This window comes from Kaistia granuli DSM 23481, assembly GCF_000380505.1.
Classification (GTDB): Bacteria; Pseudomonadota; Alphaproteobacteria; order Rhizobiales; family Kaistiaceae; genus Kaistia; species Kaistia granuli.
This window is the reverse complement of record NZ_AQYH01000006.1, coordinates 409,641-431,431: the sequence shown is the minus strand read 5'-3', so window position 1 is coordinate 431,431 and position 21,791 is coordinate 409,641. Positions and strand designations below refer to the sequence as shown.

Annotated in this window: 23 protein-coding genes; 8 read left to right on the top strand and 15 right to left on the bottom strand. The window is 65.0% G+C overall.

Features of this window, described 5'->3' with window-relative positions; translation table 11 throughout:
- Nucleotides 1–31: 31 nt before the first annotated feature.
- The 6 genes from mnhG to G342_RS0109620 are packed head-to-tail and all read right to left on the bottom strand — an operon-like array spanning nucleotide 32 to nucleotide 6,086.
- Nucleotides 32–418, bottom strand: coding sequence for a monovalent cation/H(+) antiporter subunit G (mnhG, locus tag G342_RS0109645; RefSeq protein ID WP_018182929.1), 387 nt, complete (start codon nucleotides 416–418; stop codon nucleotides 32–34).
- A complete protein-coding gene (locus G342_RS0109640; protein WP_018182928.1) occupies nucleotides 415–696 on the bottom strand; it encodes a K+/H+ antiporter subunit F in 282 nt (93 codons plus the stop codon). The genes mnhG and G342_RS0109640 overlap by 4 nt, the downstream gene beginning before the upstream one ends.
- Nucleotides 693–1,178 (bottom strand): Na+/H+ antiporter subunit E, encoded by a 486-nt coding sequence (locus G342_RS0109635; RefSeq protein ID WP_018182927.1) that lies wholly within the window; start codon nucleotides 1,176–1,178, stop codon nucleotides 693–695. Before G342_RS0109635 ends, G342_RS0109640 begins: the two co-directional genes overlap by 4 nt.
- Entirely contained in the window at nucleotides 1,175–2,824 is a 1,650-nt protein-coding gene (locus G342_RS23730) for a monovalent cation/H+ antiporter subunit D (RefSeq protein WP_018182926.1), read from the bottom strand. The genes G342_RS0109635 and G342_RS23730 overlap by 4 nt, the downstream gene beginning before the upstream one ends.
- A complete protein-coding gene (locus G342_RS0109625) occupies nucleotides 2,824–3,165 on the bottom strand; it encodes a Na+/H+ antiporter subunit C (protein WP_018182925.1) in 342 nt (113 codons plus the stop codon). The genes G342_RS23730 and G342_RS0109625 overlap by 1 nt, the downstream gene beginning before the upstream one ends.
- Entirely contained in the window at nucleotides 3,165–6,086 is a 2,922-nt protein-coding gene (locus G342_RS0109620) for a monovalent cation/H+ antiporter subunit A (RefSeq protein ID WP_425402213.1), read from the bottom strand. The genes G342_RS0109625 and G342_RS0109620 overlap by 1 nt, the downstream gene beginning before the upstream one ends.
- A gap of 88 nt (nucleotides 6,087–6,174) precedes the next feature.
- Here G342_RS0109620 and G342_RS0109615 point away from each other — a divergent pair, with 88 nt between their 5' ends.
- Complete coding sequence (locus G342_RS0109615) at nucleotides 6,175–6,438, top strand: helix-turn-helix transcriptional regulator (protein ID WP_018182923.1); 264 nt, start codon at nucleotides 6,175–6,177, stop codon at nucleotides 6,436–6,438.
- A 138-nt stretch (nucleotides 6,439–6,576) separates the two neighbouring features.
- Here G342_RS0109615 and G342_RS0109610 read toward each other — a convergent pair whose 3' ends face one another.
- From G342_RS0109610 to G342_RS0109595, 4 genes are read right to left on the bottom strand one after another with little or no spacing between them, the layout of a single operon-like run.
- Nucleotides 6,577–7,371, bottom strand: coding sequence for a transporter substrate-binding domain-containing protein (locus G342_RS0109610; protein WP_018182922.1), 795 nt, complete (start codon nucleotides 7,369–7,371; stop codon nucleotides 6,577–6,579).
- Nucleotides 7,372–7,393: 22 nt separating this feature from the next.
- Entirely contained in the window at nucleotides 7,394–8,182 is a 789-nt protein-coding gene (locus G342_RS0109605; RefSeq protein ID WP_083931174.1) for an amino acid ABC transporter ATP-binding protein, read from the bottom strand.
- Nucleotides 8,169–8,816 (bottom strand): amino acid ABC transporter permease, encoded by a 648-nt coding sequence (locus G342_RS0109600; RefSeq protein WP_018182920.1) that lies wholly within the window; start codon nucleotides 8,814–8,816, stop codon nucleotides 8,169–8,171. The genes G342_RS0109605 and G342_RS0109600 overlap by 14 nt, the downstream gene beginning before the upstream one ends.
- A gap of 14 nt (nucleotides 8,817–8,830) precedes the next feature.
- The gene (locus tag G342_RS0109595) at nucleotides 8,831–9,511 is read right to left on the bottom strand and encodes an amino acid ABC transporter permease (protein WP_018182919.1); all 681 of its coding nucleotides are present in this window, start codon (nucleotides 9,509–9,511) and stop codon (nucleotides 8,831–8,833) included.
- A gap of 693 nt (nucleotides 9,512–10,204) precedes the next feature.
- On the opposite strand from G342_RS0109595, the gene G342_RS0109590 reads away from it, so the two are divergent.
- A complete protein-coding gene (locus G342_RS0109590) occupies nucleotides 10,205–10,954 on the top strand; it encodes a GntR family transcriptional regulator (RefSeq protein WP_018182918.1) in 750 nt (249 codons plus the stop codon).
- Nucleotides 10,955–11,036: 82 nt separating this feature from the next.
- Here the strand turns inward: G342_RS0109590 and G342_RS0109585 are convergent, their stop codons facing one another.
- The 5 genes from G342_RS0109585 to G342_RS0109565 form a co-directional block, all read right to left on the bottom strand.
- Nucleotides 11,037–11,837 carry a shikimate dehydrogenase family protein gene (locus G342_RS0109585; protein ID WP_018182917.1) on the bottom strand — a complete coding sequence of 267 codons (801 nt, stop codon included), beginning with the start codon at nucleotides 11,835–11,837 and terminating at the stop codon, nucleotides 11,037–11,039.
- Between the two features lie 128 nt (nucleotides 11,838–11,965).
- Nucleotides 11,966–12,763, bottom strand: a complete 798-nt coding sequence (locus G342_RS0109580) for a transporter substrate-binding domain-containing protein (protein ID WP_018182916.1) — start codon at nucleotides 12,761–12,763, stop codon at nucleotides 11,966–11,968.
- 49 nt (nucleotides 12,764–12,812) lie between these two features.
- Nucleotides 12,813–13,553, bottom strand: coding sequence for an amino acid ABC transporter ATP-binding protein (locus G342_RS0109575; protein WP_026304291.1), 741 nt, complete (start codon nucleotides 13,551–13,553; stop codon nucleotides 12,813–12,815).
- Between the two features lie 64 nt (nucleotides 13,554–13,617).
- A complete protein-coding gene (locus G342_RS0109570) occupies nucleotides 13,618–14,262 on the bottom strand; it encodes an amino acid ABC transporter permease (RefSeq protein WP_018182914.1) in 645 nt (214 codons plus the stop codon).
- Nucleotides 14,263–14,312: 50 nt separating this feature from the next.
- Nucleotides 14,313–14,996, bottom strand: a complete 684-nt coding sequence (locus G342_RS0109565) for an amino acid ABC transporter permease (protein WP_018182913.1) — start codon at nucleotides 14,994–14,996, stop codon at nucleotides 14,313–14,315.
- 230 nt (nucleotides 14,997–15,226) lie between these two features.
- Here G342_RS0109565 and G342_RS0109560 point away from each other — a divergent pair, with 230 nt between their 5' ends.
- The 6 genes from G342_RS0109560 to G342_RS0109530 all read left to right on the top strand — a co-directional run bounded on the left by G342_RS0109560 (nucleotide 15,227) and on the right by G342_RS0109530 (nucleotide 21,775).
- A complete protein-coding gene (locus G342_RS0109560; RefSeq protein WP_040878509.1) occupies nucleotides 15,227–16,771 on the top strand; it encodes a UxaA family hydrolase in 1,545 nt (514 codons plus the stop codon).
- Nucleotides 16,747–17,787 carry a GntR family transcriptional regulator gene (locus G342_RS0109555; RefSeq protein ID WP_018182911.1) on the top strand — a complete coding sequence of 347 codons (1,041 nt, stop codon included), beginning with the start codon at nucleotides 16,747–16,749 and terminating at the stop codon, nucleotides 17,785–17,787. Before G342_RS0109560 ends, G342_RS0109555 begins: the two co-directional genes overlap by 25 nt.
- 541 nt (nucleotides 17,788–18,328) lie before the next feature.
- On the top strand, nucleotides 18,329–19,582 hold the full coding sequence (locus tag G342_RS23725) for an aromatic ring-hydroxylating oxygenase subunit alpha (protein ID WP_198010766.1): 1,254 nt from the start codon (nucleotides 18,329–18,331) through the stop codon (nucleotides 19,580–19,582).
- Between the two features lie 65 nt (nucleotides 19,583–19,647).
- Nucleotides 19,648–19,845, top strand: coding sequence for a ferredoxin (locus G342_RS0109540; protein ID WP_018182908.1), 198 nt, complete (start codon nucleotides 19,648–19,650; stop codon nucleotides 19,843–19,845).
- Between the two features lie 181 nt (nucleotides 19,846–20,026).
- Nucleotides 20,027–21,247: an NAD(P)/FAD-dependent oxidoreductase gene (locus tag G342_RS23720; protein ID WP_018182907.1), complete on the top strand. Its 1,221-nt coding sequence runs from the start codon at nucleotides 20,027–20,029 to the stop codon at nucleotides 21,245–21,247.
- A gap of 72 nt (nucleotides 21,248–21,319) precedes the next feature.
- The gene (locus G342_RS0109530) at nucleotides 21,320–21,775 is read left to right on the top strand and encodes a hypothetical protein (RefSeq protein ID WP_018182906.1); all 456 of its coding nucleotides are present in this window, start codon (nucleotides 21,320–21,322) and stop codon (nucleotides 21,773–21,775) included.
- Nucleotides 21,776–21,791: the final 16 nt, after the last annotated feature.

Sequence of the window (21,791 nt, the reverse complement as noted above, 5' to 3'; positions counted from 1 at the left end):
GATCAATCGGTACTGAGGCGACAGGTCGGCCCTATTCGCGGCCGGTATGTTCGCCGTCGTTGACGCCCTCGTCGCCGGGAAGGCCCGAGGCGCCGCCGGTGCCCTCGGTGCGGTCCCGATAAATCGCGGCGCGCGCCAGCAGCATCAAGGTCACCGGCGTCGTCACCACGACGAAGACGGTGATCAACACCTCGTGCAGCACCGGGCGGGACTGCAGCACCGAGAAGAACAGCATCGAGGCGATCAGGATGGCGCCGGCGCCGCCGGTCGTGCCGAGGGTGGGCGCATGCACGCGCTCGTAGAATGTCTTGAAGCGGGCGAGACCGATGGTGCCGAGCAGCGTCAGGCCGGAACCGAGCAGCAGCAGGAAGGCGACCAGCAGCGCCGCCCAGGCGGGGAGATCCTCGAGGCCGTTCATTCGATCACCTCGCCGCGCATCAGGAACTTCGCCAGCGCCGCCGTCGAGACGAAACCGAGCAGGGCGATGATCAGCGCCGCCTCGAAATAGATCGTGCTGCCCGAGCGGATGCCGAAGGTGAGCAGCAGCAGCATGCCGCAGACATAGAGGGCATCGACACCGAGCACGCGATCCTGGGCGCGCGGGCCGGTCAGGATGCGGTAGGCGGAGCAGGCCATCGCCGCCACCAGCATCAGCTGGGAGGCCATCAGCGACCAGATGAGGATGGTCGTGCTCATTCGAAAATCTCCCTCAGCAGGCGCTCGTAACGCGTTTGGATCAGCTCGATCCAGGCGTCGCGGTCGACCAGATCCAGGACGTGAATCAGCAACCGGCCATTGTCGGCGTGATACTCGACCCAGGCCGTTCCGGGCGTCGCCGTGATGATGCAGGCGAGGATGGCGAGGGCGGTGCGATCGCGGAGCGTGAGCGGAATGACGACGAAGCCCGGCGTTCGCCGGGCGCGGTCGCCCTTCAGGATCAGGCCGGACACGGCGACGTTCGAGCGAAAGATGTCGACGAGCACCTTGCCGATCAGCACCGGGATCAGGTGCCAATTGCGGATGCGCGGCTTGTCCGGCTGCAGCGCTGCCATGGCCCAGGACGCAGCGATGGCGATGATCGAGCCGAGCAGGATGTGGCCGAGCGACACCGAGTTCAGAAGCAGCCACATCACGAGGAGCGATGCGGTCAGCAGCGGATAGGGGAGAAACCGGCTCATGGCGTCACCTTCGGCGCCGCCGGGGCGGTGGCCTCGACCCGCGGCGCGGTCATGACATCGCGAATATAGGTCTGCGGCACATGCAGCGACTGGGCGGTCTGGTCCATGTAGCGCATGACCGGGCCGCCGAAGATCGTCAGGCCGACGCAGAGCGACAGAAGGAAGGCGATCGGCGCGATTTCCATCAGGAGGACGCGCGGCACGATGCCTTCGATCGGCGCCCAGAAGGCCTGGATGCCGGCGCGCGTCAGCGAGATCATCGCCGCCAGGCCGGAAAGCACGAGCAGGGTGACGAAGGCCCAGGTTGCCGGCGAGAGGCTGCCGCCCTCGGTGAGCCCTTCCGGGTTGAGCAGCGCGGTCAGGATCGCGAACTTGCCGATGAAACCGGAGAGCGGCGGCAGTCCCGCCAGCAGCAGCCCGCAGGCTGCGAAGCTGACGCCGAGAATGGCGAGCGTGGCGGGAATGGCGACACCGATTTCCTCCTCGGCCTCTTCCTCTTCGATGTCCTCGCCATAGGCGTCGAGGGTGATGGCGAGCACGCCGGCGGAGGGATCCTGGACGCGATCGATCAGCTCGATCAGCAGGAAGAAGGCGCTGATCGCGAGCGTCGAGCTGACCATGTAGTAGAGCGCGCCGGCGGTGGCCGAGACATTGGCGATGCCGATCGAGGCGAGCATCGTGCCGGACGAGATCAGGATGTAGTAGCCGGCGAGCCGGCCCTTGGCCTGCGACGCCAGCACGCCGATGGCGCCGAAGGCGATGGTCGCCATGCCGCCGACGAGAAGCCAGGAATCGCCGAAGCCGCTCGAGGCTCCGGCCTCGACACCGAAGAGCAGGGGCGACAGCCTCAGCAACACATAGACGCCGACCTTGGAGAGGATGGCGAAGATGGCGGCAACCGGAGCGGCGGCGGCGTTGTAGGCGGTCGGCAGCCAGAAGCCGAGCGGCCACATGCCGGCCTTCACCAGGAAGGCGATGCCGAGAATGCCGGCGCCGGCGTCGAGCAACATCCGGTCGGAAGCCGGCACGGCGCCGATCCGGAGCGCCAGATCGGCCATGTTGAGCGTGCCGGTGACGCCATAGATCATGGCGACGCCGATCAGGAACAGCGACGAGGCGGCGAGGTTGACGACGATGTAGTGCAGGCCGGCCTTGACGCGGGCCTGGCCGGAGCCATGCAGCATCAGCCCGTAGGACGAGGCCAGCATCACCTCAAAGAAGACGAACAGGTTGAACAGGTCGCCGGTGAGGAAGGCGCCGTTGACGCCCATCAGCAGCAGCTGGAACAACGTGTGGAAATGCGGGCCGCTCCGGTGCCAGCGTGCCAGCGAATAGACGATCGCCGCCACCGCCAGCATCGACGTCAGGACCAGCATCAGGGCCGCGAGCCGGTCGAGCACCAGCACGATGCCGAACGGCGCCGGCCAGTTGCCGAGCAGGTAGACGCTCGTCGCGGCCGTGTTGCTCGCCGTCGGAGTATTGGCGAAATCGAGCAGCACGATCGCGACCAGCATCAGCGCGATCGTCGAGGCGACGTTGAGGCCCGCCTTCAGCACATGCCGGCGTTCATCGATCAGGAGCAGGGCGGCGCCGGTGAGCAGCGGCAGCAGAATCGGGGCGATGACGAGATGAGCGGCCCAATCCATCAGCTGGGCTCCCGGCCGTCGACATGGTCGCTGCCCGTCAGGCCGCGCGAGACCAGGAGCACGACGAGGAAGAGAGCCGTGGTGGCGAAGCCGATCACGATCGCCGTCAGCACCAGCGCCTGCGGGATCGGATCGGCATAGTCGGCCGGGTTGACGGCGGCGCTTGATGTCAGCACCGGCGGCGCTGCCACCTTCAGCCGTCCCATCGAGAAGATGAACAGATTGACGCCATAGGCGATGAGCGACAGCCCGATGATGAGCTGGTAGGTGCGCGGCCGGAACAGCAGCCAGACACCCGAGCCGATCAGGACGCCGATGCCGATGGAGAGGACGAGTTCCATCAGGCGGTCTCCTCCTCGGCGGTCGCGGCGGCACGCGTCGTGCGGAGGCGGCGGATCGATTGGTGCGCGAGGGCGATCAACATCAGGCTGGTAGCGCCAAGAACGAGGGAGAAGACACCGAAGTCGAACAGGGTCGCGCTGGCCGCCGGCACGGCGCCGATCAGCGGTAGCTCGACATATTGTGAATGCGAGGTCAGGAACGGATAGCCGAAGACCCAGGATCCGGCGCCGACCAAGGCGGCCAGCAGCAGGCCGAGGCCGATCCAGCGCACGGGCAGCACGCGCAGCCTGTCCTCGACCCAGATCGTGCCGGCGGCCATGTATTGCAGGATGAAGGCGGCCGCCATGGCGATGCCGGCGGCGAAGCCGCCGCCCGGCAGGTCGTGGCCCCGCACGAAGAGATAGGCCGCGAACACGATGATGACGGGGAACAGCCACTGCATGATCAGCGCCGGCACCAGCAGATAGTCGCTGATCGTGTCGCCGACCTTGCGATCGGGCTGCGCGTCGTCATGCGCGTTCTGGATCCGCTGCTGCTCGGGGGATTCGACGCTGTCGGGCGCCGGGCGGAACCGGCGCAGCAGCGCGAACACGGTGAGGGCGACGACGCCCAGCACGGTGATCTCGCCGAAGGTGTCGAAGGCGCGGAAATCGACCAGGATAACGTTGACGACGTTCTTGCCGCCGCCTTCCGAATAGGCCTTGTCGAGGAAATAGTCGCCGATAGTCGCCGGCTGGGTGCGGGTCATGATCGCATAGGCGACCAGCGTGGATCCCGCGCCGACCGCGATCGCCAGGGCAAGGTCGCGGTAGCGGCGGAGCTTGGCCACCAGCGGGATCGAATCCGGCGCGATCTCCGGCGAGCGCTTCGGCAGCCAGCGCAGGCCGAGCAGGATCAGCACGGTGGTCACCACCTCGACGAGGAGCTGCGTCACGGCGAGATCCGGCGCCGACAGCCAGAGGAAGGTGATGCAGGTGACGAGGCCCGAGACGCCGAGCAGCATCAGCGCCACCAGCCGGTGGAACTTGGCCTGCCAGGCGGCGCTGACGGCGCAGACGATGGCGATTACCCAGAGGGCGACGAAGACCGGATCGGCGCCGGCGAGCGTCGGCGGCCGCCAATCGAGTCCCTGCGCCCAGATCGGCCAGGTCGCGGCGATCAGCGCCACCACGACCAGCAGTCGCAGCTGCGGCTGCAGCCGGCGGGTGCCCAGATTGGCTTCCAGGAAGCGGGCCCAGCGCCACGAGATCGACGCCATGACGCGCTCGAAGATGCGCTGGCCCTGCAGGCGGCGGAAATAGGGTGGTCCTTCCTCGGACGTGGCGAGGTAGGTCTTGAGGCAATAGAAGAAGATGACGCCGCAGACGAGCGCGCCGAGGCTCATGATCAGCGGCAGGTTGAAGCCGTGCCAGATGGCGAGGCTGTATTCCGGCGTTGCCGCGCCCAGCACCGAGACCACGGCCGTGTGCAGATACGGGCCGATCGTGTAGCCCGGCAGGATGCCGACGACGAGGCAGGTCAGCACCAGCAGCAGGATCGGGAAGCGCATCCAGAACGGCGGCTCGTGCGGCTCGTGCGGCAGGTCGGTCGGTGGTGGTCCGAAGAAGGTGCTGTGGATGAAGCGCAGCGAATAGGCGACCGCGAAGGCGCTGCCGAGGAAGGCGGCATAAGGCGCGGCCGTGTCGAGGATCGAGTTGACATGCGTCTCGATCGTCTCGGCGAAGAACATCTCCTTCGATAGGAAGCCGTTCAGGAGCGGCACGCCGGCCATCGCCGCGCTCGCCACCATGGCCAGAGTCGCGGTGAACGGCATGAAGCGGAACAATCCGCTCAGCTTCCGCATGTCGCGCGTGCCGGTCTCGTGGTCGATGATGCCGGCCGCCATGAACAGCGACGCCTTGAAGGTGGCGTGGTTCATCATGTGGAAGATGGCGGCGACGGCGCCGAGCGAACTGCCGAGGCTCAGCAGCATGGTGATCAGGCCGAGATGACTGATCGTCGAATAGGCCAGCAGGCCTTTGATGTCCTGCTGGAAGATGGCGAAATAGGAGCCGAGCAGGAACGAGCTCATGCCGGCGAGGCCGACGATCCAGAACCATTCCTCTGTGCCGGCGAGAACCGGCCAGAACCGGGCCATGAGGAAGACGCCCGCCTTCACCATCGTGGCCGAATGCAGGAAGGCCGAGACGGGGGTCGGCGCCGCCATGGCGTTGGGCAGCCAGAAATGGAACGGGAACTGCGCGCTCTTGGTCAGCGCGCCGAGCAGCACCAGGCAGAGCGTCGGCACGTAGAGCGGATGCGAGCGGATCAGCTCGCCCGAAGACAGCACCCGATCGAGGTCGTAGCTGCCGACGATATGACCCATCAGCAGCACGCCGACCAGGAGGCCGAGCCCGCCGATGCCGGTGATCGTCAGCGCCATGCGGGCGCCGTCGCGCGCCCCGGCATTATGGTGCCAATAGCCGATCAGCAGGAACGAGAAGATGCTCGTCATTTCCCAGAACACGACGAGCAGGATCAGGTTGCCCGAGAGCACGATACCGAGCATCGAGCCCATGAAGGCCAGGAAGAACGAGAAGAACCGTGGCACCGGGTCTTCCGGCGACATGTAGTAGCGCGCGTAGAGGACGACGAGCAGGGCGATCGAACTCACCAGCATGGCGAACAGCCAGGCGAAACCATCCATCCGCAGCGTGAAATTCAGGCCGAGAGACGGGATCCACTCGATATTGCTGGTCACCGCGCCATGATGGGCGACGGTTGGATAGAGGAAGGCCGCGATCGCGATGCAGATCAGCGCGACGGCGCCGGCGAGGCCGGCGGCGGCGTTGCGGGCATGGGTGGGAAGAATTGCAGCAAGGACGCTTCCGGCGAACGGCAGGCCGACCATCAGAATCAGCGATGTGTCGTCCGTCATTATTTGCAATGGCCCGCTGTCAGTCAGGCACCCATTGCCTGATCTCACCCATTATGGTTGACTTGGCAGAGGTTAGGCAAGGCATGAAACGATGAATTTGCTTCCGGAGCAATGTCGGGCTGCGCGGGGTCTGCTCAACTGGACGCAGGAGCACCTCGCGACGATCGCGGGCGTGTCGCGCAGCACGATCAAGGACTTCGAGTGCAATCGCCATGCGATTCACCGCGCCACGGAAACCCTGCTGATTCGGGCTTTCGAGGATGGCGGGGTCCGCTTGATTCCCGCCGAAGCGGAGGGGCCGGGTGTCCGGCTCGCCTGCCGCTGCGCCGTCGCCCAGCCGGGCATGGCCAACTGAGCCGATAGGGCCCGTGGCGAAGCGCTTCTTCAAGCCACCGACCATTCGATCGCGCTGGCCCGGTTCCGTACCTCAATCAAAAAGGGCTGCCGCACCGAGATGCGACAGCCCCATTTCAGATCGCAGATGGCGCGATGCTTACTTCGCTTCGGCCAGGAACGGTGCCAGGTCGAGCTTGGCGCCCATGTACTTCTCGAAGATCGTGGAGAGCGAGCCGTCGGCGGCGCCCTTCTTGACCCAATCCTGGAGCCAGGCCTTCATTTCCGGCTCGTTCTGGCGCAGGCCGATACCGAGCGGCTGCTGGACGACCTCGGCCTTGGGCTCGAGTTCCTTGGCCGGGTAGCGCTCTGCCAGCGTCAGGTACATGCCGTAGGGCGCGCACATGGCGTCGACCTGACCGGACATCAGGGCGGTGATGGTGGTCGCGTCGTCATCGAAGCGGACGAGCTTGGTGTCGGCCGGAGCCTTCTTCGTCAGCTCGGTGTCCTGCAGGTTGCCGCGAACGACGCCGACGCGCTTGCCGGCGAGGTCCTCGAGCGACTTGATCTCGACGCCCTTCGGTCCGAACACGATCAGGCGGTTGACCGAGTAGGGGACGAAGTCGACGACCTTGGCGCGCTCGGGCGTGATCGCGAAGGACGAGATGACGATGTCGGTCTTGTTCGTCAGCAGGAAGGGCACGCGGTTCGGACCGGTCACCTCGACGAGCTTCATCTTGACGCCGAGATCGGCCGCCAGCTTGTTGGCGACGTCAACGTCGGCACCGGCCGGCTTCAGGTTGGCATCGGTCATGCCCCATGGCGGCGCGCCGAGGTCGATCGCGATCGCGATCTCGCCCTTGGCCTTGATGTCGGCAAGAACGTCGGCCTTGGCGACGCCGGCGGCGCCGAGAGCGATGGTCGCGGCGAGCGCCATCTTGGTCAGAAACTTCATTACGATACCTCCAGTTAGAACGTCAGAGACCGCTGCTCAGAAACTGCCGCAGTTCCGGGGTTTTCGGATCTGCGAAGAGCTCCGCGGGCGGGCCCGCCTCCCAGACCTTGCCCTGATGCATGAAGACGACGATGTCGGCGACACGGCGGGCAAAGGCCATTTCATGCGTGACGAGGACCATGGTCATGCCGTCACGTGCGAGATCTTCCATGACCTTCAGCACTTCGCCGGTCAGTTCCGGATCGAGCGCCGAGGTCACTTCATCGAACAGCAGCACCTTGGGGGACAGGGCGAGCGAGCGGGCGATGGCCACGCGCTGCGCCTGACCGCCCGAAAGCTGCTCCGGAAAGGCCTCGGCCTTGTCCGCCAGTCCCACCAGGCCGAGCACCTTGTGCGCGATCGCATCGGCGTCGGCGCGGGACTTCTTCTGCACCGCGGTCAGCGCCAGCGTGATGTTGCGCAGGACGTTCAGGTGCGGGAACAGGTTGTAGCTCTGGAACACCATGCCGACTTCGGAGCGCAGGCGCTTGACCGACGCGCGATCCGACATGCTGACCATGTGGCCGCAGACCTTGATCGTGCCGCCGTTGATCTCCTCGAGCGCATTGATGCAGCGCAGCAAGGTGCTCTTGCCGGATCCGCTGCGCCCGACGATCGCGACCATGGTGCCGCGCTCGATCTCGAGCGAGACGCCGTGCAGGACCTGGAGGGGGCCGAAACTCTTCGAAACGCTGTCGACGACGATGATGGGTTCGGCGCCCGGCACGGCTTCGTTCCGAGGTCTCGTGCCGGCTGCTTCATTTACCGACATTGAGCTTCCTTTCGAAATGTCTGCTGGCGAGAGAGAGGGGGTAGCACATCGCGAAATAGATGATGGCCACGAAGACAAAGGTGATGAACGGCTGGAACGTCGAGTTGTTGACGATCTGGCCGGCGCGCGCGAGCTCGACGAAACCGATGATCGAGGTGATCGACGTGTTCTTGATGATCTGCACCATGAAGCCGACCGTCGGCGGGATGGCGATGCGGGCGGCCTGTGGCAGGATCACGTAGCGATACTGCTGGGCGCGGGAGAGGCCGATGCAGTTCGACGCCTCCCACTGGGTCTTCGGCACCGAGAGGATGCAGCCGCGCCAGATCTCGCCGAGAAAGGCGGAGGTGTAGAGCGTCAGCGACAGGCCGGCGGCGGCGATCGGCGGGATGTCGAGGCCGAGGATCGACAGGCCGAAATAGGAAAGGAACAGCACCACCAGCAGCGGTGTGCCCTGGATGATCTGGATATAGGCGGCCGACAGCCAGCGCAGGGGCTTGTGCTCGGAAACGCGGCCGAGCGCCAGCACCAGGCCGAGTATGCCGCCGCCTATGAAGGCGAGCACCGACAGAAGCAGCGTCCAGCGGGCGGCTTCGATCAGATAGATGAGATGGGTGGAGGAAAACGTGATCATGATGTCATCTCACCTCAGGTGCGCAGCTTGCGGCGGCGGACAAAGGCGACTTCGCCGATGGCCCACAGGACGACGCGGAAGAGGACGGAGAGGGCCAGATAGATGGCCGCGACGATCAGGTAGACCTCGAACGAGCGGAAGGTCTCGGACTGGATCAGGTTCGCCTCGGCGGTCAGTTCCTGCGCGGAAATCTGCGAAGTGATCGACGACGACAGCATCAACAGCACGAACTGGCTCGACAGCGCCGGATAGACGCGCTCGACCGCCGGAATCAGGATGATGTGCCAGTAGACCTGGAACTTGTTGAGGCCGAGGCATTCCGCGGCTTCGAGCTGGCCCTTGGCGATCGACTCGATGCCGGCGCGGATGATCTCGCTGCCATAGGCGCCGGTATTGATCACCAGGGCGATGACGGCCGCGGTCTCGGCTGACATCCTCAGGCCGATGCTCGGCAGGCCGAAATAGACGATGAAGATCTGGACCAGCAGCGGCGTGTTGCGGATCACCTCGACATAGACGCCGACCAGCCCGGAGGCGAGCTTGTTCTTGCCAGAACGGATGATGGCGCAGATGAGGGCGACGAAGAAGCCGATGGCGATCGACGTTCCTGCGAGCAAGATCGTCTGCCAGGCGCCGCGCATAAACGCGGGCCAGGTCGTCAGAAGAAAAGAGAAATCAAACGAGTATGAGAGCATCCCGTCGCCTGCGCTGTTGGTGGCTCGGTAAGGATTGGGGCGAGATCGCGTGCGGCGCGGCTAGCGGCTGCCGGTCACGGATCGTTCCGATGGCGCGCTGCGCCTTGGAAATCCGCTGGCCGTATCGATGGGCGGCGGCATAGTCTCCGTCGACTGGGACCGCAAGACCTGGGCCCTGTGGCAATCCGACATAGCTAACCGGCGGAGATGCCGGCGCCGTGCGGCAGGCCTGCCCCTGCCGGGAACGACCGGCCGGCTCGACTCGACGGCGCCATGAACCCGATGCGAGATCGGTGTTCCGGTCGTCCAAGTCCTGAGGTCTGTGGTGTTCATTCCATTGCCTTGGTCGATCGCCCCCTCCCGGAGGCATGAGTAGCGTTTCGCCGGCAATGAACCGGCGCGCGCGGGCCTTGCTCAGGAATGCTGGACAAATGCGCGGGCCGTTGCCGCGCAGCCTGACCGTTTCCCATGGCGGGCTGTCCGGCCGAGGCCTGACTTCCAACCGGGCACCTGTTGCCTCTTTTTGCGTCCCGGCACTAGTATTCTAGTCCACTGTGAATGACAATATGCGTTAACAAGCCGCCCTAACGGAAGGCCGAATTCGCGCAAATGCTTGGTTTTTCACCCGGTTCGGGCGAAAACCGATGAAACGGCACATAAGCGCCAAACAAAAAAAAGCATGGGACGGAACCGATGACGGAGCCAGTCGGCCAATCGCTGGGTGCCATTCTGGATGACGCCAATCTGAGCCGGGAGCAGCGGGCTTCGCTGCAGGTCTACAGCCTGTTGCGCCGGGCGATCATCTCGCTGCAACTGGAGCCCAACCGGCCGATCTCCGAGCAGGACGTGGCGACGCGCCTGTCGGTCAGCCGCACCCCGGTCCGCGAGGCCTTCATCCGCCTGGCGGAAGAGGGGCTTCTGATCAGCTATCCGCAGCTGACGACGGTGATCGCGCCCATCCGCATGGAAGCGCTGCTGGAGGCGCAGTTCCTGCGCGAGGCGATCGAATGCGCCACGGCCGAGCGCGCCGCGCGCATCATCGACGAGGACGGCATCATCCGGCTGCGCGCCGTGCTGGCGCGCCACGCGGCGGCGCTGCAGGCCGAGAGGTGGCCGGAGTTCCATCTGCTCGACGAGGAGACGCATCGTCTCATCTGCGAGGTTGCCGGGCTGCGCGGTCTCGGCCGTCCGGTCGAGCAGGCGCGCGGCCATCTCGACCGGGTGCGCTATCTGACGCTGCCCGAAATCGATACCTCGCAACGCGTCGTCGCCCAGCATACCACGGTCGTCGAGGCAATCTGCGAGCACCGACCCGAGGACGCGCGCGAGGCGATGCGCGTCCATGTCCGCGACCTGCTGCCCCGCCTGCCGAGCCTGCGCGAGCAATATCCGGACTTCTTCGAGGAGAAGCCGCAATTCGCCCGCCGGGCGCCGACCCGCTAGGCGGACAGCCCGTTCTATCGGTGCTGCCCTATTAAGCAGGGCGTGCGGCCGTCGCCAGAGCGAGTAGCCGCGATGGGACGAACTACAGCCCGAAGAAGTCGGCCATCAGCTCAAGCTGCTGATCCAGCATCGGTTTCCCGAGATGAATGCGGCAGCCCCTATCCTGGGCGGCCTGCAGCAGCGGCGTCATCTCCGGCACCATGATCACCTCGGCGACGATCATGTCGGGCGTCAGGCGCGTGGTGTCGAGCGGCGAGGCGTCGTCCGGACGCATGCCGAGCGACGTGCCGTTGACGATAAGGTCATGGCCGCTCGGATCGCCATCGCCGACCGCGATGATCGCGCCGGGATGCAAGGCCAGGATGCGGTCGCGCAGGGCTTCGGCCTTGGCGCGAGTGCGGTTGGCGATCGTCAGCTTCGATACGCCGCCGCTGACCAGCGCGAAGGCAATGGCGTTCGCCGCCCCGCCGGCGCCGGCGAGATAGGCGCTGCGACCGGCAATCGCGATACCAGCGACCGCCAGGCCGGCGACGAAGCCGGTACCGTCGAGGGCGTCGCCGATCAGGCGGCCGTCGGGATCGCGGCGGATGACGTTGATGGCGCCGACGGCGCGCGCGTGCTCGCTCACCTCGTCGCAATGCTGGGCCATTGGCCCCTTGTGCGGCACTGTGATGATGGCGCCGTCGAAGCTCTTCAAGTTGCGCAGGGAATCGGCGAACTGGGCGAGGTGCTCGGGAGCGACCTGGAAGGGGACCATGACGGCGTCGCGGCCGCGCTGGCGGGCGATGCGGTTGATGCCGGGAGGCGCCTTCACATGGGCGATCGGGTCGGCGAGGATGCCGAGCACACGGGTCCGGCCGGTGATCTCTCCGGTCTCATTCATTGCGGTTCGCCTTGTCTGTGCTGAAATGCGCGGCCGGAAGGATAGCGAGATCGGCCGGTCTCCGGAGGCGGCGGTTCGCCCGCGCGCGATGGTGGCGCGGGGGAGGTCACCCCCGCGCCGTCCTCCGACTACTCGGGGATGTTGTCCGGCAGCTGCTGGTTGAAATACTTGACGTAGATGTCGTTCAGCTTGCCGTTCTTCAAATTGGTGACGACCCATTCGTCGACCCAGGTCTTCAGCTCGGGATCGTTCTTGCGCAGGCCGATCGCCATCGGATAGGCGGCGAGCGTAAGCTTGACCTCGAGGCCCTTCGGGGCGTTCTGCTCGGCGACCGAGTTGGCGGTCGAGAGCGCTGCCGCGAACACGTCTTGCTGGCCGGTGGCGACGGCGGTGTTGGTGGTCGCCTCGTCCTCGTAGCGCACGATGTTGGCCGCGGCGCCGGCTTCCTTGATGGCGCGGGTCAGCTCGATATCGGCGGTGGTGCCGCGGGCAACGGCGATATCCTTGCCGGCGAGTTCGGCCGTCGAGGTCAGTGCGATCGCCTTCGGTGCCGAGACGACGACCGGGATGACGCCGTAGGGCTTCGAGTAGTTGACGACCTTCTTGCGCTCTTCCGTGACGGAGAACGAGGCGATGACGACGTCGGCCTTGTTGGCGAGCAGGAAGGGAACGCGGTTGGCGCCGGAGACCGGAACGACTTCCAGCTTCACGCCGAGATCGTCGGCGAGCAGCTGCGCCGTCTCGATGTCCGAGCCGGTGGCCTTGGCCTGGGCGTCGAGCATGCCGTAGGGCGGATGGCCGATATCGACGGCGACGCGCAGCGTGCCGCGCTCCTTGATGGCTTCCGGGGTATCGGCCTGAGCCGAGACCGCGCCGGCGCACAGGGCGAGCGACAGCGCGACGCCGCCGAGAAGACGCTTCATCATATTGCTATTCCTCCGCTTGGTAGATGTGTGTTGGCGCGCAAGGCGCCGTTCAAAGGCCGTTGCCGACGAATTGGCGCAGTTCCGGCGTCTGAGGCTTGTCGAGCATGTCGCCCTTGCCGCTCTCCCAGATCCGGCCCTGGTGCATGAACACCACCTGGTCGGCGACGGAGCGGGCGAATGCCATCTCGTGCGTGACGAGCATCATGGTCATGCCCCCCGCGGCGAGCTTCTCGATGACGCGCAGCACCTCGCCGGTCAGTTCCGGGTCGAGGGCCGAGGTCACTTCGTCGAAGAGGATGAGTTTCGGGCGCATGGCGAGCGAGCGGGCGATGGCGACGCGCTGCTGCTGGCCGCCGGAGAGCTGCTCGGGATAGTTCTTGGCCTTGTCCGACAGCCCGACCTGCGCCAGCACCGTATCGGCGAGGTCGCGCGCCTCGGCGGCGCCGATCTTGTGCACCTTGCGCGGCGCCAAAGTCACATTCTGCTCGACCGTCAGATGCGGGAACAGGTTGTAGCTCTGGAAGACGATGCCGACGTCCTGGCGAAGGTCGCGCAGATCGACCTTGCCGCTGTGCAGTTCGCGGCCGCAGACGGTGAGCGCGCCGGCGTTGATCCGTTCGAGGCCGTTGACGCAGCGCAGCGCCGTGCTCTTGCCCGAGCCCGAGCGGCCGATCAGCGCCACGACTTCGCCGGAGACGACTTCCAGGTCGATGCCCTTCAGGACTTCGAGTTCGCCAAAGCTCTTGCGTACACCCTGGAAGCGCACGAGGGGGGTATCGGATCGGGTCATGATCTGGGTCTCTGTCGCGCTTGCGGTGGCAGTGGAGATCTTCGTTGCCGCGTTCATGGTGCCCTCAGCTCCGGTTCAGCCGGCGCTCGAAACGGCGCGCCATGACCGACATCGGGAAGCAGATCGCGAAATAGATCAGCGCCGCGATGGTGAAGACGGTGAACGGCATGAAGGTCGAGTTATTGATGACCTTGGCCGAGTAGGTGAGGTCGAAGAAGCCGATCACCACCGCATAGGAAGTGTTCTTCACGATCTGCACGAGGAAGCCGACCGTCGGTGGCACGGCGATGCGGAGCGCCTGCGGCAGGATCACGTAGACGAAGCGCTGGAAATTGGTCAGCGCCAGGCATTCGCCGGCCTCCCACTGCGTCTTCGGCACCGCCTGGATGCAGCCGCGCCAGATCTCGCCGAGATAGGCGCTGGAATAGAGCGTCATGGCGATGCCGGCGGCGACCAGCGCCGGCACGTCATAGCCGCCGATCGAGATGCCGAAATAGACGACAAACATGATGACGGGCAGCGGGATGCCCTGGACGAGCTGGACGAACAGGCCGGAAACCAGGTTCAGGCCCCGGTTGTGCGAGGCGCGCGCCAGCGCCACCGGCAATCCGAAGATGGTGCCGCCGACAAATCCGAGCAGCGACAGGACGATGGTCCAGCCGGCGCCGCGAAAGATGAAGGCGATCTGCTCGATGGTCAGTCCGAACATGGGCGGGATCCGTGCGTCGAGGGGAGGCTGGCTTGGGGAGGCGTCATCGCTCAGAGCGGCGTGCCGAGGCGGCGCTTGCGCGGGAAGGAGACTTGCGCGACGCCGAGCAGGGTCAGCCGGAGCAGGCAGGCCATGACGAAGTAGATGACGGCGATGACGAGATAGACCTCGAAGCCGCGGAAGGTGAAGGACTGGATCATGTAGGCGACGCCGGTGAGTTCCTCGGCCGAGATCTGCGACATGATCGAGGTCGCCAGCATCATCAGCACGAACTGGCTGACGAGCGCCGGATAGACCCGCTCGACCGCCTGCGGCAGCTGTACCGACCAAAGGCTCTGGCTCGGCTTCAGCGCCAGGCAGGCGGCGGCCTCGAGCTGGCCCTTCGGAATGCTCATGAAGCCGGCCCGCATGATCTCCGCCGTATAGGCGCCGACATTGATGACGAGCGCGATGACGGCGGCCGGAAACGGCCCGACCCGCACCTGCAGCACCGCCAGCCCGAAGAACAGCCAGAACACCTGGATGATCAGCGGCGTGTTGCGGATGCCCTCGACATAGATGGTGACGATGCGCTGCACCCAGGGCGGGCCATAGAGGCGGCCGATGGCGCAACCGGTGCCGAGCGCGAAGCCCGGAACGATCGAGACGAAGGTCATCCCGATCGTCAGCCAGATTCCATGCCAAAGCTCTGGCAGATACTCATTCAGAAACGAGAAATCGAATTCGTACGACAAGGCACAATCCCACGCATTCCGTAACGATTAAAATCGAAACAGGCTTGTATTGATTGATTGTAAGTTTGGAGCGTGGCGATCGATTTGAAAAATATACGATATATGTCGATCGTATATTGAAAATGTTCTCGCCGGTCGCGCCGATTTCCCGTGGGTTATTGTTATTAATCTGTTGACTAGAAGACATCTAACATGATTGATTGGTGCACGCAATAACCATTTTAGCGGAAATGAACATGTCCATGCCAGCTCCGTCGTCCCCCGTGATCCTGCTCAATCCGAAAGACAATGTGAGCGTGGCCCGCGCGGTCATTCCCGCCGGAACCGTCCTGCCGGGCAGCAATGTCGTGGCGCGCGACGAGATTCCGAGCGGCCACAAGATCTCGACCCAGCCGATCGAGGCGGGCGAGCCCGTGCTGAAATATGGTCAGGTGATCGGCACGGCGAGCGCGTCGATCCAGCCGGGCGAGCACGTGCATCTGCACAATCTCGCCATGCAGGACAGCGACGTGACGCATGAGTTCGCGGTCGACGGCCGGCCGACGCCGTTGCTGCCGGAAGCCGAGCGCCGCACCTTCGAGGGCTATGTCCGCCCGAATGGCGACGTCGGCACCCGCAACTTTATCGGCATCATCACCTCGGTGAATTGCTCGGCCACCGTCTCGCGCGCCATCGCCGACGGCTTCAATCGCGGCGGCGGCCTCGCCGGCTTCGACAATGTCGACGGCGTCGTCGCGCTGACGCACGGCACCGGCTGCGCCATCTCGACCAAGGCCGAGGGCTACGAATATCTGATCCGCACCCTGAGCGGCTATGCGAAGAACCCGAACTTCGCCGGCATCCTGATGATCGGCCTCGGCTGCGAGACCAACCAGATCGAGCCCATCCTGGAGAAGTTCGGCCTTGCCGAAGGGCCGATGCTGCGCACCATGACGATCCAGCGCCTCGGCGGCGCCCGCAAGACGGTCGAGATCGCCTCCGAGATCATCCGCGAGATGCTGCCGGTGGCGAATGCGATGCAGCGCACCACAGCACCACTTTCGGGCATCAAGCTGGCGCTGCAGTGCGGCGGCTCGGACGGCTATTCCGGCATCTCCGCCAATCCGGCGCTCGGCTACGCGGCCGATCTTCTCGTCCAGCATGGCGGCACCGCGGTCCTGAGCGAGACGCCGGAAATCTATGGCGCCGAGCATCTGTTGACCCGCCGCGCCCAGACGCCGGAAGTGGCGCAGAAGTTGATGGACCGGATCGACTGGTGGCGAGACTACACCGTCAAGAACGGTGCCGAACTGAACAACAATCCCTCGCATGGCAACAAGGCCGGCGGGCTCACCACCATCCTGGAAAAATCGCTCGGCGCCGTCGCCAAGGGCGGCACGATGCCGCTCGCCGCCGTCTATGAATATGCCGAGCTGATCGACCAGAGCGGGTTTGTCTTTATGGATACACCCGGCTACGATCCCGTAGCGGTAACGGGGCAGGTCGCGGGGGGCTGCAACGTCATCGTCTTCACGACGGGGCGAGGCTCGGTCTCCGGTTTCAAGCCTGCGCCGTGCATCAAGGTCGCCACCAATAGCGAGATGTACGAGCACATGCAGGACGACATGGACGTCAACTGCGGCGGCATCGTCACGGGCGACGACACGATCGAGGCGGCCGGCCAGCGGATCTTCGAGGCGGTGATTGCCATCGCTTCCGGTCAGCACACCCTCAGCGAAGATTTCGGGTTTGGCGACAATGAGTTCGTACCATGGCAGATCGGCGCGGTGACCTGACGGTCGCAAAAGGCGGACGCGGCGCCGGCGGGCAGGGGGCTGGCGGCGGCGTCGATCGCACGCCCGCCTACGCCTCCATCACCGAGCGGCTGCGCCGTGGCATAGAGACCGGCGGTCTGCCGGAAGGCACGGTGCTGCTCGAGGGACCGCTTGCCTCGATCTTCGGATCGAGCCGCTCGCCGGTGAAGCAGGCGCTCGCCCGGCTGGAAGAGGAGGGCCTGCTCAGCCGTTTCGACGGCCGCGGGCTCCTCGTCGGCAAGGCCGGCGAGCCGAAGCGCCTGAAGATTACGGCCGACATGCTGGACATGGATGCGGAGGCGGCCCTGCCGCCGAAGCATTTCGCCTGGCAGTCGCTCTATTACGATTTCGAGCGCGAGGTGATTCTGCGCTCGGTCTTCGGCCGTTTCCGCGTCAACGAACTGGCGCTGGCGCGTCATTTCGACGTTGGCCGCACCGTGGCGCGCGATCTGCTGATCCACGCCCAGCAGGTCGGCATCGTCACCAAGGGCGAGAAATCGCATTGGTGGATCATCCCGCTCGACGAGGCGCGGTTCCAGGATCTCTACGAATTGCGCATGCTGCTCGAACCGGCGGCGCTCGAGACCGCCATCGGCGCCATTCCGCCGAAGGTCCTGGCCGGCATGGCGGCCCGCCTGCAGGACGGCATCAACCGTTCGGACGATGCCGGCATCGCCGAGCTCGACGTGCTGGAGGGGGAATTGCACATCGATTGCCTTGCCTATGGCGGCAATCCAGAAATCGTCGAGGCGCTGAAGCGCACGCGCTGCATCCTCGTCTCCGGCAAGCACTTCCAGGTCGCCCTGCAACGCCAGCCCTTCTTCGATTCGTTCATGGAAGAACATCTCGAGATCATGCAGGCGATGGCGCGCCAGGATGTCGGCTCCGCCAAGCATCTCCTGAAGGCGCATCTGCAGGCATCGAGCGAGAAAGCGGCCGAGCGCCTGGCCGCCTTCCGCGCCACCCACGCCGTTTCGCCGACCTCCTACTTCGTCTGAGCGAGGCCTCGCCGCGTCCGTATCGGGCGCGACTCCGGGGCTGGCACGAGCCACATCGATCGTTCGGTAATCTGGACGACACGTCCAAATCGAAGGTCTATTCCGAACAGCCTGAGCTTCCTATCGTCCTGCTACCCACACGGCCAGCCACGCATCGTCGTCCCTCGCGACGCGGTGTTCCAGGTGACCTGATCTGCCGTCCAGGAGCGATGATGAAGATGCACAGGACGATTGCCGACAATCGGCCCTCGGATCCGCAGACGGTATTCCCCGTCGACCGGATCCGCAGCCCCCTGACCAATCATTCCGTGAGCCTTGTCTCGACCGACCTGGATCGGGAGCCGGATCCCGCGCGCGTCCGCGGCGTCGGTCTGCGTTCGCTCGGATCACCCCCATCGGATTTCGCCTTCCCGTCGAATTGATTCCCCAGGCGGCGATGCCGGTCAGGGCGGGCCTTCCATGGCCGCGCCTGCCGCCGGCGCGCATCCATCGCTCGGGCGCCAACAACAAGAAACACGCCATTTTGATACCGGAGGAACAAGTGTCTCAGTGTCCGTCTAGCTCGAACAACAAGAAGGACCGCAAGGTCGTTTCGGATCGCATCCTCGAAGTCGTCAAGACGATCGAGGACGGCTGCAAGAACATGGAGACCGGCTTCAACCTGCCGCGCGAATGCTACGTCGATCCGGAATTCTATGAATTCGAGCAGGAAGCGGTGTTCATGCGCAGCTGGCTCTGCCTCGGCCGCACCGACGAGATCGCCAAGCCGGGTGATTTTGTCCGTGTCGACATGGGCGACGAGCCGCTGGTCATGGTTCGCGACGCGAACATGGAAATCCGCGTCTTCACGCCGATCTGCGCCCATCGCGGCCATATCCTGTGCGAGGGATCGGGCAATGCGGGCCGCCTGTTCCGCTGCCCGTTCCATGCCTGGGCTTATGGCCTCGACGGCCATCTGATCGCCGCGCCGTCGATGAACGACACGATCGGCCTGAAGGAACTCAAGACCGAGGCGCATCTGCCCTCGCACAAGGTCGAGATCTGGAACGGCTTCGTGTTTACGAACCTGGATCCGAACGCCAAGCCGCTGACCCCGACGCTGCACAAGCTGGAGAAGGCGCTCGCGCCGTACAACATCGCCGAGATGGTCTCGATGCCTGTCGCCGAGATCAAGGGCTGCGAGTGGAACTGGAAGCCGCAGCTCGAGAATGGCATCGAGCCGTATCACAGCGCCTATCTGCACGGCATGCTGCATGACTTCGCCCACGTCCGGCTGACCAGCTTCGTCGAATTCGACGAGGATGACGGCGCCGTTTATCACCCGACTGGCTTCTATTATCCGGACGCCGGCTTCAACCCGACCGGCAAGGCGCTGCTGCCGATCATCGAGACGCTGGGCGAGAAGGAACGCAACGAGGTCATCTTCGCGTCGATCCCGCCGAATCTCGGCTTCGGCGCCGTGCCCGAGGGCCTGTTCTACTACCTCGTCCTGCCGGCTGGCCCCGGCAAGCTCAACCTGCGCATCGGCCATCTCTATCCGGAGGCGAGCACCAAGCATCCGCTGTTCGAGCATCTCTACAAGATCGCCCAGGACGGCCTGGTGCTGTTCCACAACCAGGATGCGAGCTCGACGGAATCGGTGCAACGCGGCAACCGCTCGCGGTTCCGCAAGCCGGGTCGCTACTCGTTCCAGGAGGAATCGCTGCTGCAGTTCTACCAGTGGCTGTCGAAGCGTTACCGCGACTACGCCAACGAGGTGCGCAGCGAACAGGTCCAGCAGGAAGCGGCCGAGTAGCGCCAGGAGTGATCGCCCCGCGCTGGGTCCGTATCCGAACATTCAAGAAAATTGCGGAGGAAAATATGAAGATCATCGTCAATCGGCAGAGCTGCGACGGGAATGGCGTCTGCATGGGCATCGCGCCGGAAGTGTTTGACGTCGATGACGATCTCTATCTGCACGTCGCCGAGCCGATCCCGGAGAATTCCGAGCTCCGCGCGCGGGTGCGGCAGGCGGTGACGTCCTGCCCCATCCTGGCTCTGAAGCTGGTCGAGGGCTAGGCGCCGGGATCCGGGCTGGCGCCTTGAGGAACGAAGCACGGCTGTCGCTTTGCTTCGCTCCTCAAGGCCTGGCCCGGTGTGGCTTGCCACCCGCCGATCACGCGACGAGTCCGGTGTGTCTTCGTTCCGGCTCGTCGCGTCGATCGCGGCACGAAAAGATCTCTAACCTGCGTTGGGCGCCATGGCATTCGAGGCTATTCGACGGATCGTTGTCGCCGGGGGCTCGCTTGCCGGCTATTCCGCAGTGTCGGAATTGCTGGCGGCTGACTATGCCGGCGAAATTCTCTGGGTCACCGGAGAGAAGGAGGGCTCCTACAGCAAGCCCGCCCTTTCCAAGGAGTTCATCCAGGGCAAGTCGGACTATTCCGAGCTGTTTCTCCCCGAGATCGCGGACAGTCGCGGCAATCTCCGGATACTCCGCGACATCCAGTTGCGGTCGCTGGATGCGGCGGCGCGCACCGCGAAGCTGGAGGACGGCCGTTCCATCGACTTCGACGGTCTCGTCGTCTGCACCGGAGCGGTTGCCCGCATGCCCGCGATCACCCGTGGCATGGCCGGCGTGCTCGGGCTGCGCACGCTCGAGGATGCGCTGGCGATCAAGGCGGAATTGGCGGGCAAGCCCAGGATCGCCATTCTGGGCGGCGGCCTGATCGGCTGCGAACTGGCGGCGTCGATGCGCAGTTTTGGCCTGGAGATCACCCTTATCGAGGGCGCTCCCACCTTGCTCGGCCGCACCTTCGGCGCCGTGCTCGGCGAATATGTTCTCGACATGCACCAGCGCAACGGCGTCGACGTCATGACCGGCGTCACGATCGAGGAACTGATTGCGCGCGACGGGCGGGTCGCCGCGGCGCGGTTGTCGGATGGCTCGGTCATCGAAACCGATCTCGTGCTGGTCGGCGCCGGCTCGATCCCGGCGACGGAGTGGCTCGAGGGCTCGGGGCTGAAGCTCGCGGATGGCGTCGTCTGCGACGCGACGCTGGCGAGCTCACATCCCGGCATCTACGCCGCCGGCGATGTCGCCCGCTGGCACAATCCCTTCTACGACACAGTGATGCGCGTCGAGCACTGGACCAGCGCCTCGGCGCAGGGAAGGGCGGCGGCACGGAACCTCCTGCACAGCTTGCCGGGCTCCGGCGAGGAGCCGGTACCCTTCGCCGACGTCCCGTATTTCTGGTCGGATCAGTATGGCCTCAAGCTGCAGATGGTCGGCCGGCACGACGGTCACGATCATGTCGAAAGGCAAGAGACGGCGGATCGCACACATCCCTTGCTGACGTTTCACAGGGAGGGCCAGCTCGTCGCCGCCGCCGGCGTCAACGCCTCGCGGGCCGTGATGCGCTACCGCAAGCAGATCGAGGACGACGCGAGGTCGCGTCAGCGCGTCGCCGAACCCTGCTGAAACACCCCCGGCGCGTCAATCTGGTCGACGCGCCGTCTTCCTTAGCGCAATGCAGTGATGAGAAACCGAGCCATGGAAAACGTCGACGCATTTGACCAAGCCGTCCGAACCGACATCTCCACGATCCTCACCCGGAAATACCGCACGGTCCGCCATGGCGGCCACGACAAGGAAGAGCATCTCCGCGAGCGGCAGTTCTGGCCGGACATGCAGTTTCATGGTGTCGAGATCTGGCAGGATACTCCGGGGCTTTCGATCACCTTCACGCCGGTCAACGAGCCGGGTCAGGTCTATGGTTACCGGATCGACATGGCGACGGCGCTGATTGCCTGGGGCAAGCGGGTCGGTATCCGAAATCCCCGCCAGCACCCCTCGATGTTCGCCGCCGAACTGGTCTGGTACATGGTCACCTATATCGGCGCGGTCGGTATCGAGGACAGTGTCGTCGCCGCTGACGGCATACGCTGGATCAACAAGGGCACGGAAGTGTTCGAGAAGCTCCCGGGCGCCGACCACCACCACCACTGACCACACATTCCCATTG

Excerpts from the sequence above, each read along its gene's own strand:
- mnhG (WP_018182929.1), bottom strand. The coding sequence starts at position 418 with ATGAACGGCCTCGAGGATCTCCCCGCCTGGGCGGCGCTGCTGGTCGCC.
- G342_RS0109640 (WP_018182928.1), bottom strand. The coding sequence starts at position 696 with ATGAGCACGACCATCCTCATCTGGTCGCTGATGGCCTCCCAGCTGATG.
- G342_RS0109635 (WP_018182927.1), bottom strand. The coding sequence starts at position 1,178 with ATGAGCCGGTTTCTCCCCTATCCGCTGCTGACCGCATCGCTCCTCGTG.
- G342_RS23730 (WP_018182926.1), bottom strand. The coding sequence starts at position 2,824 with ATGGATTGGGCCGCTCATCTCGTCATCGCCCCGATTCTGCTGCCGCTG.
- G342_RS0109625 (WP_018182925.1), bottom strand. The coding sequence starts at position 3,165 with ATGGAACTCGTCCTCTCCATCGGCATCGGCGTCCTGATCGGCTCGGGT.
- G342_RS0109615 (WP_018182923.1), top strand. The coding sequence starts at position 6,175 with ATGAATTTGCTTCCGGAGCAATGTCGGGCTGCGCGGGGTCTGCTCAAC.
- G342_RS0109610 (WP_018182922.1), bottom strand. The coding sequence starts at position 7,371 with ATGAAGTTTCTGACCAAGATGGCGCTCGCCGCGACCATCGCTCTCGGC.
- G342_RS0109605 (WP_083931174.1), bottom strand. The coding sequence starts at position 8,182 with ATGTCGGTAAATGAAGCAGCCGGCACGAGACCTCGGAACGAAGCCGTG.
- G342_RS0109600 (WP_018182920.1), bottom strand. The coding sequence starts at position 8,816 with ATGATCACGTTTTCCTCCACCCATCTCATCTATCTGATCGAAGCCGCC.
- G342_RS0109595 (WP_018182919.1), bottom strand. The coding sequence starts at position 9,511 with ATGCTCTCATACTCGTTTGATTTCTCTTTTCTTCTGACGACCTGGCCC.
- G342_RS0109590 (WP_018182918.1), top strand. The coding sequence starts at position 10,205 with ATGACGGAGCCAGTCGGCCAATCGCTGGGTGCCATTCTGGATGACGCC.
- G342_RS0109585 (WP_018182917.1), bottom strand. The coding sequence starts at position 11,837 with ATGAATGAGACCGGAGAGATCACCGGCCGGACCCGTGTGCTCGGCATC.
- G342_RS0109580 (WP_018182916.1), bottom strand. The coding sequence starts at position 12,763 with ATGATGAAGCGTCTTCTCGGCGGCGTCGCGCTGTCGCTCGCCCTGTGC.
- G342_RS0109575 (WP_026304291.1), bottom strand. The coding sequence starts at position 13,553 with ATGACCCGATCCGATACCCCCCTCGTGCGCTTCCAGGGTGTACGCAAG.
- G342_RS0109570 (WP_018182914.1), bottom strand. The coding sequence starts at position 14,262 with ATGTTCGGACTGACCATCGAGCAGATCGCCTTCATCTTTCGCGGCGCC.
- G342_RS0109560 (WP_040878509.1), top strand. The coding sequence starts at position 15,227 with ATGAACATGTCCATGCCAGCTCCGTCGTCCCCCGTGATCCTGCTCAAT.
- G342_RS0109555 (WP_018182911.1), top strand. The coding sequence starts at position 16,747 with ATGGCAGATCGGCGCGGTGACCTGACGGTCGCAAAAGGCGGACGCGGC.
- G342_RS0109540 (WP_018182908.1), top strand. The coding sequence starts at position 19,648 with ATGAAGATCATCGTCAATCGGCAGAGCTGCGACGGGAATGGCGTCTGC.
- G342_RS23720 (WP_018182907.1), top strand. The coding sequence starts at position 20,027 with ATGGCATTCGAGGCTATTCGACGGATCGTTGTCGCCGGGGGCTCGCTT.
- G342_RS0109530 (WP_018182906.1), top strand. The coding sequence starts at position 21,320 with ATGGAAAACGTCGACGCATTTGACCAAGCCGTCCGAACCGACATCTCC.